25 protein-coding genes and 1 tRNA gene are annotated in these 22926 nt (G+C 66.1%); 13 read left to right on the forward strand and 13 right to left on the reverse strand.

All coding sequences use genetic code 11. The features are described from left to right. Window positions 1–24 precede the first annotated feature (24 nt). The 7 genes from ACLQ2O_RS15665 to ACLQ2O_RS15695 all read right to left on the reverse strand — a co-directional run bounded on the left by ACLQ2O_RS15665 (window position 25) and on the right by ACLQ2O_RS15695 (window position 7332). The gene (locus ACLQ2O_RS15665; protein ID WP_425831783.1) at window positions 25–1089 is read right to left on the reverse strand and encodes a hypothetical protein; all 1065 of its coding nucleotides are present in this window, start codon (window positions 1087–1089) and stop codon (window positions 25–27) included. Window position 1090: 1 nt separating this feature from the next. Then, window positions 1091–1534, reverse strand: coding sequence for a hypothetical protein (locus tag ACLQ2O_RS15670; protein WP_425831785.1), 444 nt, complete (start codon window positions 1532–1534; stop codon window positions 1091–1093). Between the two features lie 153 nt (window positions 1535–1687). Next, complete coding sequence (locus ACLQ2O_RS15675) at window positions 1688–2371, reverse strand: hypothetical protein (protein ID WP_425831787.1); 684 nt, start codon at window positions 2369–2371, stop codon at window positions 1688–1690. An 11-nt stretch (window positions 2372–2382) separates the two neighbouring features. Next, window positions 2383–3372, reverse strand: a complete 990-nt coding sequence (locus ACLQ2O_RS15680) for a hypothetical protein (RefSeq protein ID WP_425831789.1) — start codon at window positions 3370–3372, stop codon at window positions 2383–2385. Further along, complete coding sequence (locus tag ACLQ2O_RS15685) at window positions 3369–5357, reverse strand: phage tail tip lysozyme (protein ID WP_425831791.1); 1989 nt, start codon at window positions 5355–5357, stop codon at window positions 3369–3371. Before ACLQ2O_RS15685 ends, ACLQ2O_RS15680 begins: the two co-directional genes overlap by 4 nt. A gap of 230 nt (window positions 5358–5587) precedes the next feature. Beyond that, window positions 5588–6631 carry a hypothetical protein gene (locus ACLQ2O_RS15690; RefSeq protein WP_425832620.1) on the reverse strand — a complete coding sequence of 348 codons (1044 nt, stop codon included), beginning with the start codon at window positions 6629–6631 and terminating at the stop codon, window positions 5588–5590. Window positions 6632–6951: 320 nt separating this feature from the next. Next, window positions 6952–7332, reverse strand: coding sequence for a hypothetical protein (locus ACLQ2O_RS15695; protein ID WP_425831793.1), 381 nt, complete (start codon window positions 7330–7332; stop codon window positions 6952–6954). A 395-nt stretch (window positions 7333–7727) separates the two neighbouring features. Between ACLQ2O_RS15695 and ACLQ2O_RS15700 the strand changes: the two genes are divergently transcribed. Continuing rightward, window positions 7728–8150: a helix-turn-helix domain-containing protein gene (locus ACLQ2O_RS15700; protein WP_425831795.1), complete on the forward strand. Its 423-nt coding sequence runs from the start codon at window positions 7728–7730 to the stop codon at window positions 8148–8150. 289 nt (window positions 8151–8439) lie between these two features. On the opposite strand, the gene ACLQ2O_RS15705 is transcribed toward ACLQ2O_RS15700, so the two are convergent. After that, entirely contained in the window at window positions 8440–8685 is a 246-nt protein-coding gene (locus ACLQ2O_RS15705) for a hypothetical protein (RefSeq protein ID WP_425831797.1), read from the reverse strand. After that, window positions 8670–10139, reverse strand: a complete 1470-nt coding sequence (locus ACLQ2O_RS15710) for a hypothetical protein (RefSeq protein WP_425831799.1) — start codon at window positions 10137–10139, stop codon at window positions 8670–8672. Before ACLQ2O_RS15710 ends, ACLQ2O_RS15705 begins: the two co-directional genes overlap by 16 nt. A gap of 840 nt (window positions 10140–10979) precedes the next feature. Between ACLQ2O_RS15710 and ACLQ2O_RS15715 the strand changes: the two genes are divergently transcribed. From ACLQ2O_RS15715 to ACLQ2O_RS15730, 4 genes are all read left to right on the forward strand, one after another. Beyond that, complete coding sequence (locus tag ACLQ2O_RS15715; RefSeq protein WP_425832622.1) at window positions 10980–11177, forward strand: helix-turn-helix domain-containing protein; 198 nt, start codon at window positions 10980–10982, stop codon at window positions 11175–11177. Window positions 11178–11685: 508 nt separating this feature from the next. Further along, on the forward strand, window positions 11686–12984 hold the full coding sequence (locus ACLQ2O_RS15720; RefSeq protein WP_425831801.1) for a hypothetical protein: 1299 nt from the start codon (window positions 11686–11688) through the stop codon (window positions 12982–12984). Between the two features lie 136 nt (window positions 12985–13120). Next, window positions 13121–13197: transfer RNA gene (locus tag ACLQ2O_RS15725), tRNA-Met, on the forward strand. A 139-nt stretch (window positions 13198–13336) separates the two neighbouring features. Beyond that, complete coding sequence (locus ACLQ2O_RS15730) at window positions 13337–13693, forward strand: YciI family protein (RefSeq protein WP_425831803.1); 357 nt, start codon at window positions 13337–13339, stop codon at window positions 13691–13693. A gap of 4 nt (window positions 13694–13697) precedes the next feature. Here the strand turns inward: ACLQ2O_RS15730 and ACLQ2O_RS15735 are convergent, their stop codons facing one another. Further along, window positions 13698–14375, reverse strand: a complete 678-nt coding sequence (locus ACLQ2O_RS15735; RefSeq protein ID WP_425831805.1) for an alpha/beta fold hydrolase — start codon at window positions 14373–14375, stop codon at window positions 13698–13700. A gap of 50 nt (window positions 14376–14425) precedes the next feature. Between ACLQ2O_RS15735 and ACLQ2O_RS15740 the strand changes: the two genes are divergently transcribed. From ACLQ2O_RS15740 to ACLQ2O_RS15755, 4 genes are all read left to right on the forward strand, one after another. Then, window positions 14426–15127 (forward strand): helix-turn-helix transcriptional regulator, encoded by a 702-nt coding sequence (locus ACLQ2O_RS15740; RefSeq protein WP_425831807.1) that lies wholly within the window; start codon window positions 14426–14428, stop codon window positions 15125–15127. Between the two features lie 54 nt (window positions 15128–15181). Beyond that, window positions 15182–15931, forward strand: a complete 750-nt coding sequence (locus tag ACLQ2O_RS15745) for a class I SAM-dependent methyltransferase (protein WP_425831809.1) — start codon at window positions 15182–15184, stop codon at window positions 15929–15931. Then, on the forward strand, window positions 15928–16446 hold the full coding sequence (locus tag ACLQ2O_RS15750; RefSeq protein WP_425831811.1) for a DUF402 domain-containing protein: 519 nt from the start codon (window positions 15928–15930) through the stop codon (window positions 16444–16446). The genes ACLQ2O_RS15745 and ACLQ2O_RS15750 overlap by 4 nt, the downstream gene beginning before the upstream one ends. A 158-nt stretch (window positions 16447–16604) precedes the next feature. Next, window positions 16605–16778 carry a hypothetical protein gene (locus ACLQ2O_RS15755; protein WP_425831813.1) on the forward strand — a complete coding sequence of 58 codons (174 nt, stop codon included), beginning with the start codon at window positions 16605–16607 and terminating at the stop codon, window positions 16776–16778. A 46-nt stretch (window positions 16779–16824) separates the two neighbouring features. Here ACLQ2O_RS15755 and ACLQ2O_RS15760 read toward each other — a convergent pair whose 3' ends face one another. After that, complete coding sequence (locus tag ACLQ2O_RS15760) at window positions 16825–17361, reverse strand: AAA family ATPase (protein ID WP_425831815.1); 537 nt, start codon at window positions 17359–17361, stop codon at window positions 16825–16827. Window positions 17362–17446: 85 nt separating this feature from the next. Here ACLQ2O_RS15760 and ACLQ2O_RS15765 point away from each other — a divergent pair, with 85 nt between their 5' ends. Together ACLQ2O_RS15765 and ACLQ2O_RS15770 are read left to right on the forward strand one after the other, a co-directional pair. Beyond that, complete coding sequence (locus tag ACLQ2O_RS15765) at window positions 17447–17752, forward strand: hypothetical protein (RefSeq protein ID WP_425831817.1); 306 nt, start codon at window positions 17447–17449, stop codon at window positions 17750–17752. A 34-nt stretch (window positions 17753–17786) separates the two neighbouring features. Then, a complete protein-coding gene (locus tag ACLQ2O_RS15770; protein ID WP_425831819.1) occupies window positions 17787–18200 on the forward strand; it encodes an SgcJ/EcaC family oxidoreductase in 414 nt (137 codons plus the stop codon). 188 nt (window positions 18201–18388) lie between these two features. Here the strand turns inward: ACLQ2O_RS15770 and ACLQ2O_RS15775 are convergent, their stop codons facing one another. Next, entirely contained in the window at window positions 18389–18715 is a 327-nt protein-coding gene (locus ACLQ2O_RS15775; protein ID WP_425831821.1) for a putative quinol monooxygenase, read from the reverse strand. 465 nt (window positions 18716–19180) lie between these two features. After that, window positions 19181–20071 carry a MurR/RpiR family transcriptional regulator gene (locus tag ACLQ2O_RS15780; RefSeq protein WP_425831823.1) on the reverse strand — a complete coding sequence of 297 codons (891 nt, stop codon included), beginning with the start codon at window positions 20069–20071 and terminating at the stop codon, window positions 19181–19183. 97 nt (window positions 20072–20168) lie between these two features. Between ACLQ2O_RS15780 and ACLQ2O_RS15785 the strand changes: the two genes are divergently transcribed. Then, complete coding sequence (locus ACLQ2O_RS15785) at window positions 20169–21278, forward strand: C45 family autoproteolytic acyltransferase/hydolase (RefSeq protein ID WP_425831825.1); 1110 nt, start codon at window positions 20169–20171, stop codon at window positions 21276–21278. An 8-nt stretch (window positions 21279–21286) separates the two neighbouring features. After that, the gene (locus ACLQ2O_RS15790; protein ID WP_425831827.1) at window positions 21287–22924 is read left to right on the forward strand and encodes an ABC transporter substrate-binding protein; all 1638 of its coding nucleotides are present in this window, start codon (window positions 21287–21289) and stop codon (window positions 22922–22924) included. Window positions 22925–22926: the final 2 nt, after the last annotated feature.

Raw genomic sequence — 22926 nt, forward strand, 5'->3', positions numbered from 1 at the left:
CGGAGCCGTGGGTCGGCCTTTGGGTCAGAGCTGCTGCTCTGCAGCTTGCTCTGAGTCGCCGAGGTCCAGATCAGCCGCGCGCAGCGTCACCTCGTGCTTGAGTTCGTTCAGCCGCACCGTGTCAGCCGGACGTTCGCTACGCACCGGTGCGACGCCCAGCTGATTGGCCTCGTCCCCCCTCAGGTCCAGAACTCCGGGTTCCTTGACAGGCGTGAGGATCTCGGTGGCCTCTGCCGCAGTGGGCGGGTCCGCCAGGGCGCCGGCGACGCGGGAACGGTAGATGTTCTCGGAAGTGCCGGCTTGCGCCTCGCGTTGGAGGCGCAATTGCTCCTCCTCGGCGTTCAGCGCGGTGGCGACTGCCTCCATCCGTGCGGCAACAGCACCCTTGGCGGCGTCGCTCTCCGTCGCAGGAACCCACCTAGCCCTGTTCGTCTGCGCCCGCTCGAGGTCGGCCTCGTCGAACAGAGGGATGATCGCGTCCGAACGGGCGCGCATACCTACCTCATCGGCGGAACGCTGCCTTGGTGTTTGCCCGGCCTCCGAGCTGCGGTCGGCGAAGTACTCGGCGAGGTCGTAACCCGACGATTCAAGGTCGACGTCGAGACTGCCGAGGTCGTGGACGCGGACGAACACCACGGGCACGTCAGGCGCGTCCGACGCCGAGGTCACCGGGTCGCCCTCCGGGGCGAGCACGAGCGCGTCAATCGTGGCCGGCAGTTCCCATTCGATACCCGTCACCTGCTTGGGCAGGGTGAACGCGGGGGAGAAGTACCCCTTCCGGGTCAGCTGTGCGAGCTGTTCGTCGTCGAACTCGTAGAAGACGTCGACAGTCTCGCCACCGCCGGCAGGAAAGGTGACCTCGTCGACACCGTAGGGCAACCGCTGGTGTGGGCGCACCGAGCGCAACTCGCCGTTCAGGTGGAGGTACGGACGGTAGTTCTGCCCGGCGTCGTGGTGCCCCAGTGCTATCGACTCGACCAGCACCACAATGTCCGCGCTGCCGTTCTCGGTGTGTGCGGTCTCCACGCCCCGCTCGCGCAGCACCCGGTGTGCCCAGATGTCATTCATGGGAATTCCCGCGATCTTCATGTCAGCGGCCGCCCTTGCCCAGGTCTTGTCTCTGGTCGTGGAGCCGGGCGCGCTTGATCCCCGCGATCCGGGCAGATCCGGTCCGCCATAGCCAACGCATGAAGGCGATCTGCGCGACGGCGAGCAAGGCGACAACGAACAGGAACGGCACAAGCCACAGTGCGACCGCGCCGCTCGCTGTCGGCTCGCCCAATGACGCGCCCGACTGTCGGTGCAGGTACGCCCCGAGCATCGGGATGACACTCAGCGCTGTCGTCACGACGAGCAGGTAGTCAACGAGGATCGTGGCCAGCCGGATCGCGACCGCCCACACCAGGACCGGCGTGACCATCTTGACTCGCGCCCATCGTGCTGCGAACGGGATCCGCGCAACGGCACCTGTCCGGGCGCGCGTGCTGCCCGCGCGCTCTGCGGTCTTCATAGCCGGCCTCTTGCCGTCGGTCATTGTGGCCATCTGTCCGGTCCTTCGTCTGGGTTCGTGGTTGCCGATTCAAGAGCGCTCCGGTACGTGACCGGTGGGACGCGCCGGCGGATCAATCAAAGATCGGTTCAAAGCTATCAATAGATGAGTCGAAAGAGCATTCAGATAGAGAGTGGATCAACGTGAGGTCCGGGCTGGGCCGGATGGAGGGACGCCGACCAGGTCCGAGATAGTCCCGCGAGCGTCGAGTGTGATGTAGAGGAGTATTCGCCGGGTCGCCGTGGATGGCGGGAGTGCTGTTCCCTGACTATCTGTCTGTGCTGGTCCGTCAGCGCTGACCACGACGTCGGCCATGACCGCGTAGCGATACCGCGTGCCGGTCACTGCGACGACCTCGGTGTCGATGTTGCGACCGAGCGCCGAGTTCAGACCTACCGCGTCGATGTAGTAGTACCGCTTACCATTGGCGTCGTGGTTGAACCGCGACGGAGGCATGAAGGTCTGTAAGAAGGCGCTCTTGTCAGACAGGTCGAAGCGGTCTTGGAGTGATTCGCGGGCGGTCTCGTACGCCAGGCCGGAGTCCCAGGTGAATGCCATGGTGAGCAACTGGGCGATCGTTGCTGAGTCGGCCTTGATTCGGGATGCGCTGAGGCCGAGTCCTTCAAGGCCGTTCTTCTCTGAGATGTCGGCCTTCCTCTGAGTTTCGTGGGAGTGCGAGTCTTCGAGGGACCTGATCTGAGACTTCTGTGCTGCCAGAGCGGTCGACCGGGTCGCGGCGCTCGTGCCGGCCGCAACCACCCCGGCGGCCACGAGGATTCCGAGCAGGAGGACCCAGCTGTTCCTTGCCCAGAATCCAGTCATGTCTCTCCTCGTCATGGCGTCTGCTCCGTGCCCTCGCTGAGCCGCGGCATCTTGTCGGCCTTCGCGGTATCCGTCTCGTACTGGTGCTTTTGCCCGGCGGCCGTGACGACGAGTTCGAGGCGGCTGAATCTCCGCGTTGAGTCGGTGTAGGTGGCGCTGGCCCAGGCGAGCACCGTGCCGTGCACATCCCTGCTGACCCACACGACGCGTGCCGTTGACGGTGCGTCGATAGTCGGCATCACCGACTCGACTCTCCAGCTGTACGAGCGTGGATCTGAGGCCTTAAGCCCGTCGTAGCGGATGTACCAAGGAAAGCGCGGGTCCATGTCGTCCCGGTCAAAGTACGGCGTCGTCGTGAAGGTGTAGGCCAGGGAGTCCTCGACGACAAAGGACTCTGCGTCCCAGTACGGTGCCAACGCCCTACGGTGACTGACGGTCTTGAGCGTTGCCTCGTTCGGACTACCGTTGCCGGCACTCGGCGCATCGTTGACTGCGTGGAAGAGAGCGGCGTACCGCTGCTGCTTCTCGGCCACCTCCCGCGCGATCTGTGCGGCTCGCACGCTCAGAGCCGCGAGCGCCTTGGCGCCGACGGGCTCGGCCGTTGAGGCTGGTGTGGTCTCCGGGCTAGGCACCTGGCTCTGGAGCGAAGCGATCCGCGACGCGTTTGCCGCAGTCTGGTCTTCGTAGGCAGTGCTGGAGACCGCGCTGAGCACTGCGGTGGCCGCCAGGACCAGCCCCAGCGTCACAGCGATGCCTCGCCGGGCTGTCTGTGCCCGGATCTCGGGCGTACGTGCGGCGGCCCGCTCGGCCAAGCGTTCGTGTCGACGGGTCGCCCAGGTGGAGAACCGCGCCTCGAGTTCGGGCCCGGTCAGTTTGCGGTGCTCGACCTTCGGTACGGAGGGCTTGTCCGGGGCGGCGTCGGTGGTGGCTGCCCGAGGGTCGCTCGGTTCGCCGATCATCTCGGCCTGTTCGAGACTTTCTGACTCTTCCCTCGGCGTCATGACTTCTTGACCTGGTCGGCTGGAAGCATTAGGTCCGACACGTCCACGAACATCCAGCCCTCGGCCGCCATTGCTGCGGCGCTGTCGACGCGAACCCTGCCCATGTAGGCGCAATATCCCGCCTCGCCGAGGATAACCTTGTCGCCTTCGACGCCGAGCACCACGAGCGTGTGACCCCATGAGGTCGAGGCCGGGCCGGAGCCGACCGAGTACGGGACGGGCGTCGACTGCATCTTCTTGCCGGTCTGTTCCGCGATCGTGTACGCCGTCCGGATGCCGTCGCCTGCGGGGTAGGCCTGGAACGACGTGTATTTGTTCACGAAGTACGTGCTGAAGCTCGTGCAGTTCATGGCGTGATTACTGCCACACGATCCGGGACCGCCTTGATCGCCGTACCTGCTGTCGAGAAACTTGTCGCCCTCCTGGTTGAAGAGATCGACGAGCGCCTGTGCCTCGTCCTGGGACATGCCGCCGCTCTTCGGCGAGACAGCTCCGGTGTTGTTCCCGCTGGCGCACGTTGCGGGTTTGAGGAGATCGATGATCTGGCTTCCGCCATCGAGGAAGTCGCCGACGATCTGGCGGACCAGCCCTTTGTCAACTGTCCAGCCGCTCATCTTCGCGAACCACATCTCGGCCTTCGCGCTGCGAGCCACGATCCCGGCAGAACCGTCGGCCGACCGTTCCCAGTTCTCGTGGAAGTAGACCGCCGCCCGTGCCGGACTGCCCTGGGAGGTGACGAGCATGCCCTTGAAGACCTGGACGTCTCCAGGGTTGTCGCCGCCGTTCGGGTCGGCCATGAAACGCAGCTGCAGTCCGAGATCCCACCAGTCGGCGCCCTTAGCGGTCGCGTAGTTGCGCAGCAGGGTGTTGCGGCCGAAGGTCCACTGGCCAAGACCGATGCCGTTACTGGTGTTCTGTGCAGCGCTCTTCTTCTTGTCGGTCATGACGTACGTCCCGGTTGGGAAGTTCTGCACGCTGGTCGGATCGATCCCGGACTCCTGGGTCCAGTTGCCGAGGATGCCGGCGATGTTCTCGTCGGGCATGCCCCAGGTCTTCAATACCGAGTACACGGCTCGAGCGTTCTTGTCGGCATTCGCATCGACGCGCCCGCTGTCGCCGACCGGGAGCGTGCTGCTGCCGGACTGGTTGCAGTCCGCGGCGGGGGTGCCGTCGTGCACGGTCAAGGTCGTGCTGAGGATGCCGAGGAGGCCGCCGATCAGTGCGAGCACACTGACCCCGGACACAGCTGCGACGCCCGCCGCCGCGACAGTCGTTGAGATCGCTGCTCCGCCGGAGAGTGCAGCGACAACCTTGGCCACTGTGGCGCCGGCCGCCAAGAACGGCTTCGTGGCGACGTTCCATACCGCTGTGCCCGCGCTGATCATCCACTGCAGCATCAACTGCAGGAACGACAGTGCCTGCGCGAGCATGGCGAAGAAGAACGACTTGAGCCAGTTCAGAAACAGAGTGAGCAATGCGAGCAGTGCAGCTGGGGGCGTGGCGGACGCGGCTCCGGCCAGGGCAGCGCCCTTGGTGCGACTGGCCGTCGGGGGTCCACCCGCACCAGGTCTGGCTCCGCCCGCGAGGGCATCGGCGGCGAGCTGGTCGCGCTCATAGCTCGTTCCGCCTGCTCCGAGGTCCTCTCCGGACCTCGCCTCACCGGGCGGTGGTGCCGAGGGATGTGACTGGTCGTCGCCGGCTCGGTCACTGATGCTTGGTTCGACGGCCGGGCCCTCCCGCTCCCGGGAATGTCGCACGGCCTCGAGACCGGCTTCCTTCGCAGCCCCGGTGCCCGCAGCTGCGGCGCCACCCTGCACTGCACCTTCGGCGGCGCCACGGGCCGCAGCAGTCAGGAATCGCTTCTTACTGGTAGAAAGTCGCTCGCCGACGGCGCCGTCAACGGCGGTCTCAGCTGCAGCTCCCGCCGCGACGCTCTTGCTGTCCCTGGACTTGCTTGCGGCAGGAATACGGCTGTCGACCGGCACGTCACCAATGGGTCCGGTGTTCCCTGTGCCGTCCGCCGGCGTCGCAGCGTCATCGCGTTTCCGTGCGTCGCGTAAGTCCGCCTGGTGCTGTCCTGCCGCGCTCGTAGTGTGCTCCTTGGTTTCCGGGACTCTCGAAACGTCGTCCCCCATGTCTCCCTCTTCCTTGTCTCGACGAGACGCCACATCGTCCGAGTGATCGAGCACCCCGTCGTCCGGCGCAGTCGGAGCGGTCAGTCGTAGGTGACGAGAAAGGCCTCGCCGGTGTTGGTCGTGCTGTTGGAACGCACGTCGCGCAGGTCCACCTCGAGCTTGAGCAGGTCAAGCAGGAGGTCGGACTGGTACGTGGACTTGTTGGTGTAGTAGTCCTGGTAGGCCTGGGACAGGTTGTTCATCACTGTCGTCAGAGGACGCAAGGTCACGTCCGAGGTCCGGTAGTCGGCGGCGAGGTTCTTCCCGTTCGACAAGATCCAGGCAATGTTCCCGATCCCGCTGGAGGTGCTGCTCGTGCCCGAGGTCTCCGTGGCCTTGTTCTGGAGGAACTCGACGTAGCTCTGGCCCTTCGGCATGAGCTGATTGAGGTAGCCGTCGCCGATGTTGCCCGAGCGCCAATCGAACTGAAATCCACCCGGCACGACCTGGTTCGTGTTCAGTGCGAGCGTCGCAGCGCCACTCTTGGACTCTGCCTTTGTCTCTCCGATGACGTGATCCCCGGCGATGATCGCCGGAACGGCTGGCGGGCGCAGGAAGAGGCCGTCAACCTTCGTGGTGGCCAGATCCCTGCTATACGAGCTGATCTGCGTGAGGTTCGTGCGCATCTCGCCAAGCTTGTCGTCGAGCTCGGACCGAGCCGCATCCTCCTGCGCCTTGAGAACGACCTCGTAATAGGCGCTGGCCGGATCGAACGTCGCAGATTCCAGCGCAGCGATGGCCGTGGTACGCGACGCTCCCGGGTTGAGGAACACGCGCCACTGGTCGTACTTCGCGAACGACTCATCACCAACTGAGTCCTCGGTGTTCGCGCGGCCGGTCGGCGAGTTGCTGAACGACAGTTCCGCGTTTGCCCGGACGGTGAGATTGAGCACCTGCGGCGCGAACGGCTGCTTGGCCTCGAGAACGACACCGACGTACCCGGTCGCACCAAAGACGTAGAAGGACCCAGTGACGCCAGGCGTTCCCAGTCTCTCGGACTTCAGGTTGTCGTCCGATCCGAGCAGGAAAGCCCGGTAGTCGGAAGCGTCGTACGAGATCTTCGCCCGGTCATCGAAGTGCATCATCACGAGCACTCTGCTCTTGAGCTCGTTCGTGTAGACACCGTCCACGACACCACTGAGCTGGGTCTTCGACGTCGTGAACTTCGGGGTCCACAACGCGGTCTCGGCGAGCGTGTCACGACCCGCCATGAGCGCCGAGAAACCCGACGCGATGAGTATGAGCGCACCAGCAAAGGTGAGTGCGCCGAAGAAGAGGCCGAAGCGCTCGATGGTGTGGTGCGAGTCGAGCCTGAAGACCTTGCCGAACCTCGCGAGCCTGTCTTGGATGCCCATGTCTGTCCTGTGCGTCGTCCGTTCGAGTGGGGGTGGAGCCGGCGGACTAGCTACCGCCCTTCGAGTGGTCCGGGTGCGACGACGATCGTTCCGCCGCCGAGATCCTCGATCGTGGTCTGACCACCGGAACCCACCGCGCTGATGAGCGTCCAGCCGCCGGTTCCCAGTGCACCGCCGATAAGGATGAGGGCGGCGATTCGCCCCCAACCCTCACTCTGGCCGTGCTGCTGACCGCCCATCAGCTTCTGGATCAGCCGAACACCGCCCCAGATCAGGCCGGCTGCGCCGAGCAACATCAGCAGCAGGCCACCGACCGTCTGGATGTAGGTCCTGGCGTTCTCCAGGAACGACTTGACGTCCCAGGCCGCATCAGGCAGGGATCCCTGGGCTCCAGTGAGCGCAAGGACGGCTGTCTCGCAGATCCAATTCATCTTCTTCCCCTCATGTATCGACCAGTCGCCAGAGCCGTGTGCACGGTTCGACTTGAATCGACAGCGTATCGACTGATCTATCGAATGACTATTGAAACATGAGTCGTGACAACTGCGATACCCGGACAAAGAGGACGGCTCCGGGTGGGCGCCTGCCTGGCGGCGACCTTGCTGCTGCTGGATCGGAGGCCTGGCGGTCGCTTCGTAAAGGTTGTGGAAGTTTCACCGGGGCTGGGTGCCGGCTATCCGTGGACTAGATCGCAGGTTTTGGCACGGATACGACCCGAATCGGGCCGGAGGTCGACGCGCGGGGGCTGTAGATGCGGCCAGCCTCATTCGGTACGGTGCGTACTGCCAACCCCATGCAGCGCCCCGACAGAACCCGGAAGCCTCCTATGTCCTCCTTGCCCTCCGATGCCTTCGCCCGCCGTCTCCGGATCGAGCGAGAAAGGCAGGGCATGAGCCAGGCGAAGCTCGCCAAGGGGATGGCTGAGGTGCTGGGGACCAATATCGATCCATCCGCCGTGACGCGCATCGAGCAGCAGACCCGCGCCATACAGCTCGATGAGGCCGTTGCGATGGCAAGGGTCCTCGGTGTCCCGCTCGCTGCACTCCTCGCCGACCAGAGTGCCGAAGAGAACGAGGCGCTCAAGCAGCAATACCTAGCGGATCTCGCCGCGGCGCACCACCAGTGGGAGCAGACGCGCCAGGAGATCGGCCGCCTCACCCGACTGATCCAGAGCGTCAGTGGAACGAACGAGCTAGGCGGCCGGCCCGGATCGGGTGCCGCGGGTGCAACCCCGGTCCGCGACGAATAAGGCCCGGCCGCAGGGCCAGGACACATTGCGCTGTTGCGCGTTGGTGGAGTCTATTCCGAGGTTGTTGCGCCGTGTATTTCGAGAGACGGGCTGGGCCTGCGGCAAGTCCTGATTGGCCTCCTGTGATCCGCTAATGGATTGGCTGCACAATTCCGTCAGCTGATGTGCGGCGGGCGGGATGTCTGGCAACGACATGGGGAAGCCGGCCGCAGCGGATCTGCCGACGAGCGGATAACCACGGCCCTCTGGCTCGTCGAGGCCTGCGGGTGCAACAACGGCATCGCCAAGGCTAATCGTCTGTTGGGTCGTGGCGGCGCCAGATGAAGGAGCGATCGGCAGTAGTAAACGTGTGCGCCACGCCGCCCTCCGGACTTTCTCGGCGATCGACCAGTGTCGGATTCGCGAGCCAGAGTTCGTAGCGGCCGAGGTTGATGATCTGGTCGTCGATCTGGACCGTGTGCGGGAGCGAGATGCCGAGGCCGTCTTCGCCTGGTGTGACCTCGGTGGCAAGGTCGATGGTCAGGCCGTGTCCCACCGGGTATAGGCCCCTGACCTCTTCGCCACGCAGTAGGGCGGCGGCGACTCGCCAGTTCTGAAACTGTTCGCGCGGGTGAAGTCTGGCGCCCGCAGGAGCGTGTCAGTGCCAGCCTGGATCTCGCAGAGTGTTTCGAGGATGCGGAGCATCGCTCCGAGGTTGGCGGACCGTTCGGCTTCCCACTCGAACCCGACATTGGTGTCAATAATTCCGCGCTCCGGCGGCGTGTGCCGGGTGCTGATGCGGAGCTGGTTGGGCGCGTGGAGGTGGAAAACGACCTCGACGCCAGCTCGGGCGGTCCTGACGGGAAGGCCGGTGATGTCGCTGACGCTGAGGTTGCGAGAGGTGCTTGTCTCCGCGAGGTTGTAGCGGTCCTCAATCGTGAAAATGCCGTGGGTCTCGCGGAGCACAGCGCGAATACCGCCGCCGATGCCCTGGCTTCGCTCGACCCGTTCCATGTCGGCGGAGGCGAGCACGTGCCCTTCGGGGTCCAGTACTTCGAGGTACATCTCGGGGTTGTCGCCGAGTTCGGCGTGCGCGGCGGGACCGGTTCGAAGGACGGCGCCGTCGAGCGACCCGCCCAGCCCCGCCGGCGCGTTCACTTCACCGGCGAATGAGCCAGCGGGAAGGGTGACCGGGGCTCCATAGGTCACAAAGGCCTCCCACTGCTCGGCCAGCGATGTGCCGCGTTCAATGTTGATGGTGCCGTTGATGGTTATGGGGTGGACATCGGCTGAGGCTGCGCATCGCGCGATGATGTCGATCGTGACCCATCGGTCGGCGGCCTGGTCTCCTCGAAGGCTGTGCATGACGAGCCCCGGCCGCTCGCTGGGCGCCGGGAATGGGCCTTGACCGAAGCGAAACTCGAACCGGTAATGCGGGTCGTGGTCGAGGACACCGAGAGCCTGCTGGATGCGCTGTGCCACCTCCTCAACCGTAAGCTGGTCATTGACGCGCTCGAGGCCCACAAGCGAGAGAACCTCGGCCTGCGCGGCAGCGATGCGCGCTTGGCCGCCGCGCAGGTAGTAGTCGATGACGTCGCCGTACTTGGCAGCGAGCTGCTCCACATGGTCCAGGCCGTGCCACACGGTCGTTAGACCGGCGGCCTGGCCGAGGTCGTATAGCCAGTTCTCGGCCTCGGGCGAGGGGTCCCACGGCGTGACCAGTCGCCACTCCTCAACAGTGAGGCCGGCCCATCGCTCGTCGGTTCCGAGCGTGGTGAGGGAATCCTCGATGTTGTCCTTCTGTCGCTGGATCAGACCCTCGGTGTAGCTCTTGACCTGGTAGACGACATCGCCGCCGGTTGAGCCCTGTCCACGGTCCAGGATGTCGACGCCACCGTCTCCGCGCGAGGGCGTTATGCGCACAGACGTTGGGTGCTCCCGGTTGATCAACATCGCGACCACGGCTTCTACTTGGCCAGGTTCGAGGCGGGTCCACTCCACGAGCGTCATGGGGCGAGTATGTCGCACCTCGCCATCATCGACGCCGCCAAAGCCTGCCCGGCGGCAGGTCAAAAGCGCCCTCACATACCGCGAGCACGCGTTACCCAGGCCCGAGCAGAAATAAGGCTGCTCGGAACCCGTTTTGCGTCGAGACCCGAAGGCGACCACCGCCTGTGCATCAGAGGGCCCTCATGGTTTCGACTGTGTTCGGGGACGGGCTAGATCTGACAGTCATCAGCCCTGAGTCGGACCTGGTCGCTAGACCATACGGCGCTGAGCGCTGCTTTGAGACGGGGGAACGCCGTCGTTGCGACCAGATAAGAACCCGGGATAGTCCAGGAGGTTTCGTTGTCCCTGTGAGTACGCCCCAGAGACCGGCTACGCACGCTGTAGAGACACGGTGCAGCCCCTCGTGCGCCCATCGGTGGCTGCTCGGAATCTACGTATCCGGGCGGCCGTGGCTCCGCTGGAGCCAAGACTGTTTGGAGCCAGCTTGGCTCGATGTCGAGGCCACGAGCCACTGCATGTCCGGGTATGCCGAGCAGCGTCTTCAGACGGTGAGCGAGTTCAGACCTCGCCTCTGTCGATAGATCATTAGATGATCATTGGGATTGACTCCGAATGATCTATCCGTATTATCTATGACAGCCGCAGTCGACTGCGGTCGAGTTGGCCACTGTTGCCCTCAGCTCGTTCGAGGTTGGTGGGGCAGCGGTTGGACAACTGGGCGTCCGCCAAGCAGGCGGTGCGTTTGAGGCGCCGGCGAGGTGTCCTGCTGCGAGCAGATCGAGACACCTCTCCGCCGGGCGGAAGAGGAGCCATACGATGTCGACATCCTTGGAACCGACTATGAATCGACGTGGGGCACTGTCACCGAAGAACGCCGCGGCGTACATCGACTCGACAGAAGGAACACTGGCTCAGTGGCGTCACCGCGGTGAAGGCCCGCCGTTTGGCCGTATTGGCCGGAAGATCTACTACCGCGTCGAGGCCCTAGATGCTTACCTTCGCGATCATGAGATCGATCAGCATGGTGGCAGCCAGTGACACAACTGCCTTCTCCTGGGGCTGCCACGACCTGTCCTGAACCGAACGACCGAGCCGCATTCCTCGATCCGACTTCTTGCACGAAGCGCGCGATGATCCGCAGTCGGCCCATCGTGGACCCGCAGGCAGACGCATTTCAGGCGACCATGTTCAGGCCCAAGCCCGCCCAATTGAGAGAGACCGAGCAGCAGCGGTTTCTCATGCGCCTGCTCTTGCAGATCCCTGGTAGGGGGACTCAGCAGAAGCAGCATGGCCGCTCGACGTATAAGTCCAGGACTGACACACAGCGGTGGGCTGTCGACCTCATGCACTTGCTGATGGGCGCTGGTCTGCCATTCAAAGAGTTGTTGACGCTTCAACGGGTTGACGCTGCCCACGTACTCGACCGATGGCGCGGAGGGGGCAACCTTGCGAGCGTCCGACACGGCAGAGTCTTCTGCCGTGTCGAGGTGTTGGGTGCGTACCCTCAAGGCCTTGAGACTGCTGAGCGCTGCCACGGTGATGGCCCATGACAAGCAAGCCGCGGCGTCGGGCCGCAACGACCCGTCTTGAGCCGGGTGAGCACTCGATCGACCGAAATACGCCGACCGAACGGGTTCTCAAGGGGCAACAGGTAATCGTCTTGGACTGGTCCATTCGACTCCTCAGCGGGCGTCTGCTGGAGAACAAGCGCACCCAAGGCCGTACGGCCACTGAGGTTCGACGCAAGGCCAAGGCGACTGCCAAGAGACTGCTCGCCAGCGAAGGTGGCGGAAGTCAATGGACGCCGACTGATCCAATTGAGCGCTACCTCGACGAGGTTTCATCGCAGGAGATCCTGAACGCGCGTTTGCGTCCCGACTCGAGGCGCAAGTATCAGCGGCTCCTCAAGCTGCTCCGTGAGCAGCTGGCCGGCCACGCCATCGCTACAGCCGAGGTGCCTGACGTTCTGGTCACGGCTATCCAGCGCATCGCCGCCGAGCATGGCCACGAGACCGGGCGACAGGCGCAGCACTTCCATGCAAAGTACGTCGCCCAGCCGCTCCGGCGGCACAGGCTACTGACTCATGATCCGATCGAGGGGATGAGCCTGAATCTGCGGATACACGCTCCGCAATTGACAGGGCCCAAGCGCGGTGGGGTGGCCCTGAGCGAGGCTGAGCAGGAACGGGTCCTCGTGTATCTCCTCGAGTTGGACCCTGGCGAGGGGATTCCGCAAAAGCAGCGAGGGCGTTGGTCGTATGAGACCAGGAGAGCCAAGCAGCAGTGTGCCATCGACCTGACGCTTCTGCAGATCGGGACTGGTCTACGGCTCAAGGAGGCGCTGGCGCTGCGGTGGACTGACGTCTTCTACGACGAAGACGGTGTCATGCGTGTGAACGTGTCCAAGGATGTGGCAAAGACCGGTATCGCGCGTCAACCCGCGGTGCTTGATAGTCGCGTACAGACGCGTCTCGAGGAGCGTCGTGCGCGTGCTCGGCGTGATGACGAGTTCGTTGTCGGCGCTCCGTCCGATCCTCTAAAGCAATGGGGCAAGACAGGCAACGGCGGTGCCAGCCAGATCTTGGCGGAGCTGTACATGAAGGTGGCCAAGAAGGCCCGGGCTGTCCATATGGACTTTCAGCGGACCCACCTGTGGCGGACGACCCTTAACATGCGCCTGAAGGAGGCCGGCGTCTCGCAGGCCGACCGCGCCGCTCAGTTCGGACACGACGTCGAGACGAACGAGACCAGCTATACCGACAAGACCGACATCAGGGCGGTGACCGCAGCCTATCGAGAGCGCCACAACACCGACTTGAAATCTACGGGTAAGGCTACGGTCTAGAACAGGAATCCTGAGTCAAGATCAGTGATCTGGAGTGGTGATCGGCCCGGACCATCAGGTCCGGGCCTTCGCCTTCGGGGGACCCGATTTGGACGCTCAGGGGCCATGATCTAGACTTACGAAGGTAAGAAAGCGGCGCGGGGTGGAGCAGCTCGGTAGCTCGCTGGGCTCATAACCCAGAGGTCGCAGGTTCAAATCCTGCCCCCGCTACCACAGAAGGCCCGGACCAACAGGTCCGGGCCTTCGTCGTGTTCCGGGAAGATCCCCGCGGGTCGCCTGTCGGAATCGCCGGGGGCCGTTCGTAGCGTAGGTAGCGGCGGACAGCGGGTCCGCTCGAGCCGAAGGAGCCGGCATGCCCGAGTACCTCATCTACTTCAACCAGCAGTGGGTTGGCGACCACACCGAGGAGTGGTTCCGCAGCCGCGGGCCGCTCGCCAAGGCGGTCGTGGACGACATGAAGGAGGCCGGCGTCTACCTGTTCGCCGGAGGACTCGAGGAGGACGGTCCGATCTACAGCGCCGACGCGACCTCCGGCGAGACGCTCATCACCGACGGACCGTACGTCGAGACCAAGGAGTTCCTCGGCGGGTTCTGTGTGGTGGACGTCGCCGACGACGAGGCCGCGAAGGTGTGGGCGGGCAAGGTGGCGGAAGGCTGCGGCTGGCCCCAGGAGGTTCGCCGTTTCGGGTCGATGCCCGACCTCGGGTGACGTCCTAGCCGGCCAGGAAGCTCTCGATCTGCTGAGCGAGCGCCTCGGGCGCTTCGAGCATCGGTAGGTGGCCGGTGGCAAGGGACTCGTTGCACGGCGTACCGAGGTTCAGGGCGAAGCGGCGTTGCAGCGTGATCGGAAGCTCCGCGTCCTGGCTGGTCGAGAGGTAGCCCCGGCGTTCGGGGACAGCGCGACCCTGTGGCTTGTTCCGGTAGAGGCCGGGCGACTCGGGGATGAAGTCGGCCACGATCCGGTCGGCGGTCTCCTGGTCGACCCGGCCGGCCACGCCGCGCCGGATCGCCGCGTCGGGCGGACGAGTTCCGGCCAGGCGCATCGCCAAGCTCAGGACGAGTCGCTGCGGGAACGGCATCGAGGTGATGAAGCTGTGCCCGGGTTCCGGTACGACGGCCGAGACCGCAAGCAGCGCGGTCACCCGGTCAGGTGCGAGAGCAATCATCTCCGCCGCGACCGTCCCGCCGCTGGAGTGCGCGACGACCGCGAACCGCTCCCAGGGTGCCGAGGCCAGCGCGGCAGCGGCGTACTGGCTCAGCGAAGCGCCGGCATCACGCGGCCGCTCGGCGACCACGGTCGGGTGTGATGGGGCCAGTTCCTTGCGCACTTGATCCCAGATCCAGCTCGGAAGTCCGGCACCGCTCACCAACAGCAGGGGTTCCTGATTCATACCCCAGATTCTCCAGGCAACAGATGTCACCCTTATGGCACTGTTCAGCCATGAATCGCACCGACCGGCTGTACGCGATCCGGGAAGACCTCCGCCGCGCCGGCCCGCGAGGCCGCACCGCCGAGCAGCTCGCGACGGCGTTCGAGATCAGCGTTCGTACGGTCAAGCGCGACATCTCCGCCCTGCAACAGGCCGGGTTCCCGATCTGGTCCCGCACGGGCCGGATCGGCGGGTACGTCGTCGATCCCGCCGCCACGCTGCCGCCGGTGAATTTCACCGCCGCCGAAGCCTCCGCCCTCGCCGCGGCGATCGCCGCCCACCGCGGCCAGCCGTTCGACCAGCAAGCCCGCGCGGCCTTGGTGAAGGTCCTGGGCGTGATGGACCCGCACGCTCGCCAGCAGACGGACGCCCTGACCGAACGCATCTGGATCAACCACACCACCACCGAGCCGGCGGCCCCACGTCACCGCACAGCCGTCGAACGCGCCCTCCAGGAACGCAAGGTGCTCTCCCTGCGCTATCGCAACCAGCTCGGTGAACCGACATCGCGCCGGGTCGACCCGCAGTTGCTCGCCTTCAGGGACGGTCACTGGTTCCTGATCGCCTACTGCCGGACCCGCGAAGCCATCCGCTGGTTCCGGCTCGACCGCGTCGACCGCGCAACCCTCACCACCCAGCCTGCTACCGACGTACCGGTCGAGGACCTGGGAACCCCGCCCGCCACAGCGGCCTCGGTCAGAGCCGGTCTCTGACGCGAGAAAACCCGCTGGCCGCCGGCTGTGGGGGAGCCCTAGGCTCCGGAGCACATGGATGCCGCAGAGTTCTACACAGGAATCGTCGTCGACGCCTACGCCAAGCTGAAGTCGTCGAGCTTCGACCCAGCGCCGTACGCCGACTTCGTCACCGCGGCCGGCGAACCGGCCCTCGAGATCGGCTGCGGAGACGGCGAACCGATGCTGTCGCTGCGCCAGGCAGGTCTGGACGTCGAAGGCGTCGACTCGTCCGAGGACATGCTCACCCGCTGCCAGGCCAACGCGGCGGCTCTCGGCCTGCAGGTCACCCTGCACCACCAGCGCATGGAAGCCCTGAGCCTGCCCCGCCGCTACCGCTCGATCTACTTGGCCGGCCCCACCTTCAACCTGCTCCCCGACGACGACACCGCCCAGCAAGCCCTCCGGTCCATCCGAGACCACCTCACTCCCGACGGCCAGGCCTTGATCCCCCTCTGGATCCCCGAGCCCACCCCACCGTCCGAGCTGGGCGTCCAACGCCAGGCGATCGACGACGAGGGCGCAACCCTCACCTACACGCCACTCTCGGAAACCTACGACGAGCTCCACCGGACCCGAACCACAACAGTCCGCTACGAACGCCACACCCCAGCCGGCCCTGCCGAGTCCGCCGACCGCGACTGGGTCATCCACTGGCAGACCCAGTCCACAGCCCGCACCCTCTGCGACCAAACCGGCCTGCGCGTCACCGCCATCGAAGACGAATCCGGCCACCCCGCCGCCCCCGACGCCGACTACTTCATCCTGCGACTCTCGCACCCGTGATCCTCGAAGAGGTCACAGTCCTCCACCGCACCAACCAGTGGTGCCCCGGCGTCCGCACACCCGGCAACGTCATCGCGTACGACGTACCGATCCTCCCGCAGTGGCAAGCCCCCGGCCGCCCCACCACCGACCGCTGCTTCGTCCTCCCCGACGAAGGCGTCCAACTCACCAAGCCCAACACCTTCACCGGCACCTACGAAGGCGGCTGGTACATCGACCTGATCGACCTCGAGGAGCAACACCCGAACCGCCTGATCGTCCACGACCTGTACGTCGACCTCCTCATCTCACCCCAGGCCATCCGCTACGACCTCCTCGACCTCGACGAACTAGGCGACGCCCTCCAAGCCGGCGCGATCGACACCCTCACCGCCGTCAAGGTCCTCCGCAACACCCAAGCCTTCATCGACCGCCACCTCCGCAATCCCAACCAGTCGGCCCCAACCCACTGGCCCGATTTCCCACCGGCCGCCCTGCTCCCAGTACTCGACCTCCCACCCTTCGAGCCCACCTGAGGTTGTCGCTCGAAGGCGGACCCGTACGCCGCTTCGCCGAGCCAGTTCAACCGTCCTTCAGGTCTTCGGCGGCTTAACGGTCCCTGCTCTTGTGCGGCCGTCAGCTCGGGAGTTAGATGAGCGCCTTCCGCCTGCTGGTATCCGCTAAGGAGCACTAGATGTTCGCGATCATCGCCGCAGTGATCTTCGGCCTGGCCCTCATTCTGGACTGGGCCAACGCCACCGTCAGTGACGCCTTCACCCCGCAGACCCTGCTCATGGCAGGCCTGCTCTGCATCGCCCTCCACCTGGCCGGCATCGGCTCGTCCACCAAGTGGGGCCGCCGCCGCTGACACGACAACGCGCCGGTCGCTGGGGGAGCGATCGGCGCGGCGGCGTTCAGAGGTCGGGCAGTGGGTCGTCGGGGCGGACTCGGATGGGGTGTTCGTCGGGTTCGGGGGGTTCGAAGTCGGCCAGGTGGTGAGCCAGTACGGCGTCGGAGACGTGGCGGCGGTCGGGGTTTGCCTGGTTGGCGGTGCGGCGTTGGTGGATGGTTGCGTGGTCGACGTCGAGGTGGATGAGGTGGAACTCGGCGCCCAGCTCCGCGGCGAGGGCTCGCCAGCCGTCGCGGAGGAACCGGGGTGAGCTGGTGTCGTCGAGGATCACGGTCGGTGCTGCGAGGACCGGCGGGCTCGACACAGCATCCCGGTCGGGCGTCGGGGGCGCGGTCAGGCGGTCGCGGACTTCCGTGGTGGCGATCGTGTGGGTCGCCTGCCACTCCTCGAGCGGGATGCCGTCGCCGCCCCACAGGCCGCGGCGTTCGTTGATCTCGTCGAGGCTGACGACCTGGGCGCCGAGGTGCTCGGCAAGGGCCGCGGCGAAGGAGCTCTTGCCGGAGTACGACGTACCGCAGAGAACGACGAGTCGGGGGCTCATCAGGGGATCCCACCCGATCGGGTCAGGGGAGTCAACGGGATTATCCCGATGCGTTGGGCAACTACCGCCGACTACGGTCGGGGCCATGGTTGCTGGTTACGAGGTATGGATCCACGGTGCGGGGCTCGAGTGGCAGGAGCCGGTGGCGCGGACGATCTGCCCGGTGGAGGAGCACGACGGGCCGTGCGAGGTGCCGTGGGGGTTCACGGTGGGCGACGACGACGCTGACGACGTACTGGTGCTCAAGCTCTACACGTCGGCGGAGAAGGCCGACGAGATCGTACGGCGCGTGGCGCCGGTCGTCGGCGACCGGCGGGTCGAGCTGCGGCCCGGGCGGCCGGGGGAGTTCGAGGACCTGCGGATCCAGTACGAGATCGAAAGCCGGAGTTGACCTCAAGGGGACTTCAACTCCGAGGATCGTTGCCATGGACATCATCGGAACGATCCCGGGCCAGGACGACGTCGCCCAGATCCTCGCGCTGCTGACCACGGTCGACCGCGCGCAACGCACCGAGGACGCCGACGCGTTCCTCGGGGTCTTCCGCGAGGACGGGCTCTGGGTGACCGGGCACGGCAAGCGGCTGTACGGACGGGACACGATCGGCGAGTTCACCCGCAAGGTCCTGCCCGGCGCGACCGCCGAGACCTACGCGACGTACGAGGCCGATCATCTGCTCTTCGTCCGGCCGGACATCGCCGTGCTCAACGTCAACCAGACCTACCTGCGGCGCGACGGCGACAAGGTGCTCGACCACGGCAGCCCGGTGTACTTCCTCGCCAAGGACGACGGCGTCTGGCGGATCGCGGCCGCGCAGAACACGGTCGTCGTCGCCGAGTAACGAAACCGACAAGGTTCGCGGATCGGGTCCGCCGAACCGTCGCGCACAGTGACGAATCGGTGGTAGGCATGGTCGCGCCCGGCCGCCGCACCGGCGTCCGGGAGCCACCGAAGCACACCTTCGGGGCCTCGTGCTTCGTCCGGGGCCAGCCCTCCATCGTCGCGGGGATGGAGCGGCTGGGGGACGGGTCAGCGGTTGACGGCTAGTTCGCCGAGTTCGGACCAGTTGTTCTGGTCGAGCTTGAAGTTGACGATGCGGGGGGTCTCGACGAGGTGCGGCGGGAGGCTCGTCTGGGCGGCCTTGAAGTGGTCGGAGGTGACGTGGGCCGAGGCGGCGTCGTCGTCGGCGAAGGCTTCGACGAGGACGTACTCGGTGGGGTCGTCGACCGAGCGGGACCAGTCGAACCACAGGCAGCCTGGTTCGTTGCGGGTCGCCGTGGTGAAGTCGGCGGTGATGCTCGGCCAGTTGCCGGCATCTTCGGGCAGCACACGGAACTTCGCGGTGATGAAGATCATGGAGCGGATGTTACCGACGTACGCGCGGTTCGGGGCGCGCTCGGTCGGACGAATCGGTTGCCGTACGTCGGCGGGCAGGCGGCCGATGAGGTTGCCTGGGCCGAGGTCGCACTGGCCGAGCGCGAAGGACTTGAGCCGCCCGGGCAGGTTTCCGCCCCGGCAGTGCGGCGGCCTAGGCAGGGTGTGCGGCGGCTAGCCGCAGTGCGCCGGGCCGTGAGGCGCGCGGCGCCCCGACGAAGCGTTCCCGCGGGGGCGGGGCGCACCTGCCGACCATCGTCTGCCCCAACCCCAACCGTGGGATGGAACGTCGGGCGTGGTGGCTGGTGCAGGGCTGGATGCGGCAGCCCCCGGGGCACCTGCCGGTCGTTGTACTGCCTGACCACTCCGCCGTGGGATGGAACGTCAGGCGTAGTGGCTGGTGCACGGCTGGAAGCGGCAGCTCCTTGCCCGGGCCGGGGTGTGCGCTCAGAAGCCCAGTTGCTGGCGGATCGTGGCCAGCGTGTGGGCCGACTCCAGCGTGTGTTCCGTGTCCGCCGCAGCGACCGCCTGGGCCAGCGCGTCGGTGACGACGATCGAGGTGAGGACCTCGGCGGTGATGCCGGTGACCGTGTTCGGGACGTGCATGGCGACGGTAACGTCGCCGGCCAGGCGTTCGGCGACCTTCTGCTCGCTGAGCAGGATGATGTGCGCGCCGACCGCGCGGGCGCGGGCGATGACGGCCTCGGCGTCGAGGATCAGGCGGCCGGGGGCGATGACCAGGACGACGTCGCCCTGCTGGATGCCGAGCAGGTCGTCGGCCAGGCGGAAGCCTGAGGTGGTGATCGCGCGGGCCGGGCGGCCCAGGCGGCGGAGCTTCAGGGTCAGGTGCTCCGCGGCGACGTAGTTCGCGCCGAAGCCGTACGAGACGATCTCGCGCGCGTCGAGCAGCAGGCGCACCGCCTCGGTGTACGCGTCCAGCGGGAAGCCCTCGTTGAGGAACTCGATCCGCTCGAGCGCCTCGGTGATCACCTTGTCCCAGACGTGCTTGGGGTCGCCGCCGGTCGAGGTGATCCGGTCCCGCAGCCGCTGCTCGCGGTGCGCGGTGCCGAACGGCATGGCGACCTGGTCCTTCAGTTCGGCCAGGCCCTTGTACCCGAGCGCCTGCAGCGTCCGGATCACGGTCGCGTTGCTGGTCCGGCTCTCGACGCCCAGATCGGCCGCCGACAGGTAGAGCAGCCGCTCGGGGGAGATCTCGGACAGTGACCGGCAGACCGCCTGCGCGGCGGGGGTGAACTCGTCCCAGTGGTCACGGATCCGCGCTCGCAGCTCCGCGATCGCGGGATTCTTCGCTGTAGCCCCTGTTACCTCATCGGTCATCTGTGTATCATCCGATCCCATCGAGCGTGTAACAAACCGTTCAAAAGACGGCCCCCCTGTAATGCAATGGTAAGTCCCCACAAGGAGTTCCGTCCTGATGAGGATCATCGAGGTGTCGAGTCCGTCGGCCTATGATCGCGGACTGCAGTACGGTCGCGCAGCTGCCGACCTGGTCGGAGCGTCGATCGCGTACTACGCGGCCGCGTTCGAAAGCCAGCTCGGCCGGACCTGGACCGAGATCCAGGCCCTGTCCGCGCCGTGGGAACGACTGATCGCCTCCGACTTCCCCGAACTGTACGAGGAGATGCGGGGCATCGCCGCCGGTGCCGGTACGACGGTCCGCGAGGTCGTCGTGCTCAACTGCCGCGGCGAGATCGTGTACGACGCAGCGGCGTACCGAAAAGCAAGCCGCCCAGACGAAGACAGCACCGACGGCTGCACCTCCTTCGCACTCACCGGCGAAGCGACCTCCGACGCCCACGTCTACGCCGGCCAGAACTGGGACTGGCGCCACGCCGTCAGGGACACCGTCGTCGTCCTCAAGATCGTCCAGCCCCCGAAGCCGACCGTGATCATCCAGACCGAGGCCGGCCAGATCGGCCGGCACGGTGCCAGCAGCAACGGGTTCGCGCTGAACGCGAACGGCCTCGGCGGCCGTTTCGACGACACTGTCGGCGTCCCGCAGACGGTGATCCGCCGCCTCGTTCTCGACTCCACGACGATCTCCGACGCCCTCCAGGTGCTGATCCGCACCAGAGCGCACATCGCGAGCAACGCCCTGCTGACCGACCGATCCGGCTTCTGCATCGACCTCGAGACCACGCCGGGCGCCCACGGCTGGGAGTACCCGGTCGACGGCTTGCTTGTCCACGGCAACCACTACCAGGCGTTCGTGCCGCCGCAGCTGGCCGCACAGCACCGCCCGATGTCACCCAACTCCCTGCTCCGGGTGCCGCAGGCCCGGAGAGGCCTGAAAGAGGCGGCCACCACCAGCGACGTACCGAAAGCAGTCCGTACGGCGATGTCGGACCACCTGGGGCAGCCCGACTCGCTCTGCGCCCATCCCGACGACCGGCTCGGCGCGCTGAGCCAATGGTCGACCGTGCTGTCCAGCCTGGTCGATCTCACCACCGGCGACTACCGCGTCGCAGCAGGCACTCCGTGCGAGCACGACTACGAGCTCGTGCCCTTCAATCTTTACGACTAGGAGCACCCATGTCCGCCTCCTCTTGGAAGAGGTTCACCACCGGTACGGCGCTGGCCGCGGCCGGTGTGCTCGTCGCCGCCGGGTGCGGTGACGGCAGCAGCCCCGCGCAGTCCCCGGCCCTGGACCAGATCAAGCTGGTCAACAGCACTCCGGCCGCCGCCGGTCAGCTCGACAAGGCGATCTGGTTCATGGCGAAGGAGCCGCGCTCGCTCGACCTGGACAACGACGCGGCGAACTCGCAGAGCGACCTGATCATGGCCAACGTCTGCGACCGGCTGCTGCAGCTGCAGGCGGACCTGACGCTCAAGCCGGGCCTGGCCGAGAAGTACGCCTGGAAGGACAAGACCACGCTGGTCTTCACGATCCGCCAGGGCGTCACGTTCCACGACGGCACCCCGTTGACCGCCGACGACGTGCTGTGGAGCCTGGACCGGCACCGCGCCGACGGCGCCGCCGAGTCCGACGAGTACGTGAACGTGACCGGCGTGACCAAGACCGGGCCGAACGAGGTGACGGTCAAGTTCAAGCAGTCCGACGCCGTCTTCGTCGAGGCGATCGCCGGTGACGCGGGCGTCGTCCTGAGCCGCAAGGGTGTCGAGGCCCAGGGCAAGAAGTTCGGTACGCCGACCGGCACCGACGCCTGCACGGGTCCGTTCCAGTTGAAGGAGTGGCAGTCCGGCAAGTCGATCACGTTGACCAAGGCACCGAACTACTGGAACAAGCCGAAGGCCGCGAAGACCGACGAGATCACCTTCAAGTGGGGCAGCGACGACGTGATCGTCAACTCCCTGAAGACCGGCGAGGCGACCGGCTCGTACCTGGAGAACCTGTCGTCGGCGACGCAGCTCGCCGGTGGCGGTACGACGACGGTCAGCCAGGGCCCGGACACCCGGGTCTGGAGCCTGATGATCACCGACCGCGGCGGCCTGAAGGACGTCCGGCTGCGCAAGGCGCTGGCGATGTCGATCGACCGTGCCGGCGTCGCGAAGGCCGCGTTCTCCGGACTCGGTCAGCCGTGGAAGGAGCCGGTCGGTTCCGGTGCCTGGGGCTACGAGAAGGACAAGTTCAAGGCGGCGTACGACGCCCTGCCGGGCCTCCCGGCGAAGCCCGAGCAGGCTGATCTGGACGCGGCCAAGAAGCTCGTCCAGGAGGTCGGTCAGACCCAGCCGCTGATCATCGCCAGCGACGGTTCGCCGGTCCGCAACGTGATCGCCAACGCGTTCGTCGACGCCGCCCAGAAGATCGGGCTGAAGGCAACGATCACCCAGATCCCGACCGCGCAGTACGACCCGTACGACGAGACCGTGCGCAAGAGCGTCGACATCCTCACCGACGACTACTTCGTCTCCAAGAACGACCCGGTCGGCTTCTACAAGAACGGCGCCAGCAATTCGACCGTGCAGTGGCTGCTCAAGGACCCGGCCTACGACGCGCTGGTGAACCGGGGCCGCGGCGCGCTGGACGACACCGAGCGGGCCGGGATCGCGATCGAGCTGGCCAAGAAGTGGGCCGAGGCGATGCCGTGGATCCCGGTCGTGGACAGCCCGAGCACCGTGGCGCTGTCGTCGAAGGTGACCGGCGTACCGGCCAGTGGTTGCTACCGCTACTCGCCGTGGGCCGCCGACCTCGGGACCAAGGGGGCCTGACC

Source organism: Kribbella sp. DT2 (assembly GCF_049844575.1).
Lineage (GTDB): Bacteria > Actinomycetota > Actinomycetes > Propionibacteriales > Kribbellaceae > Kribbella.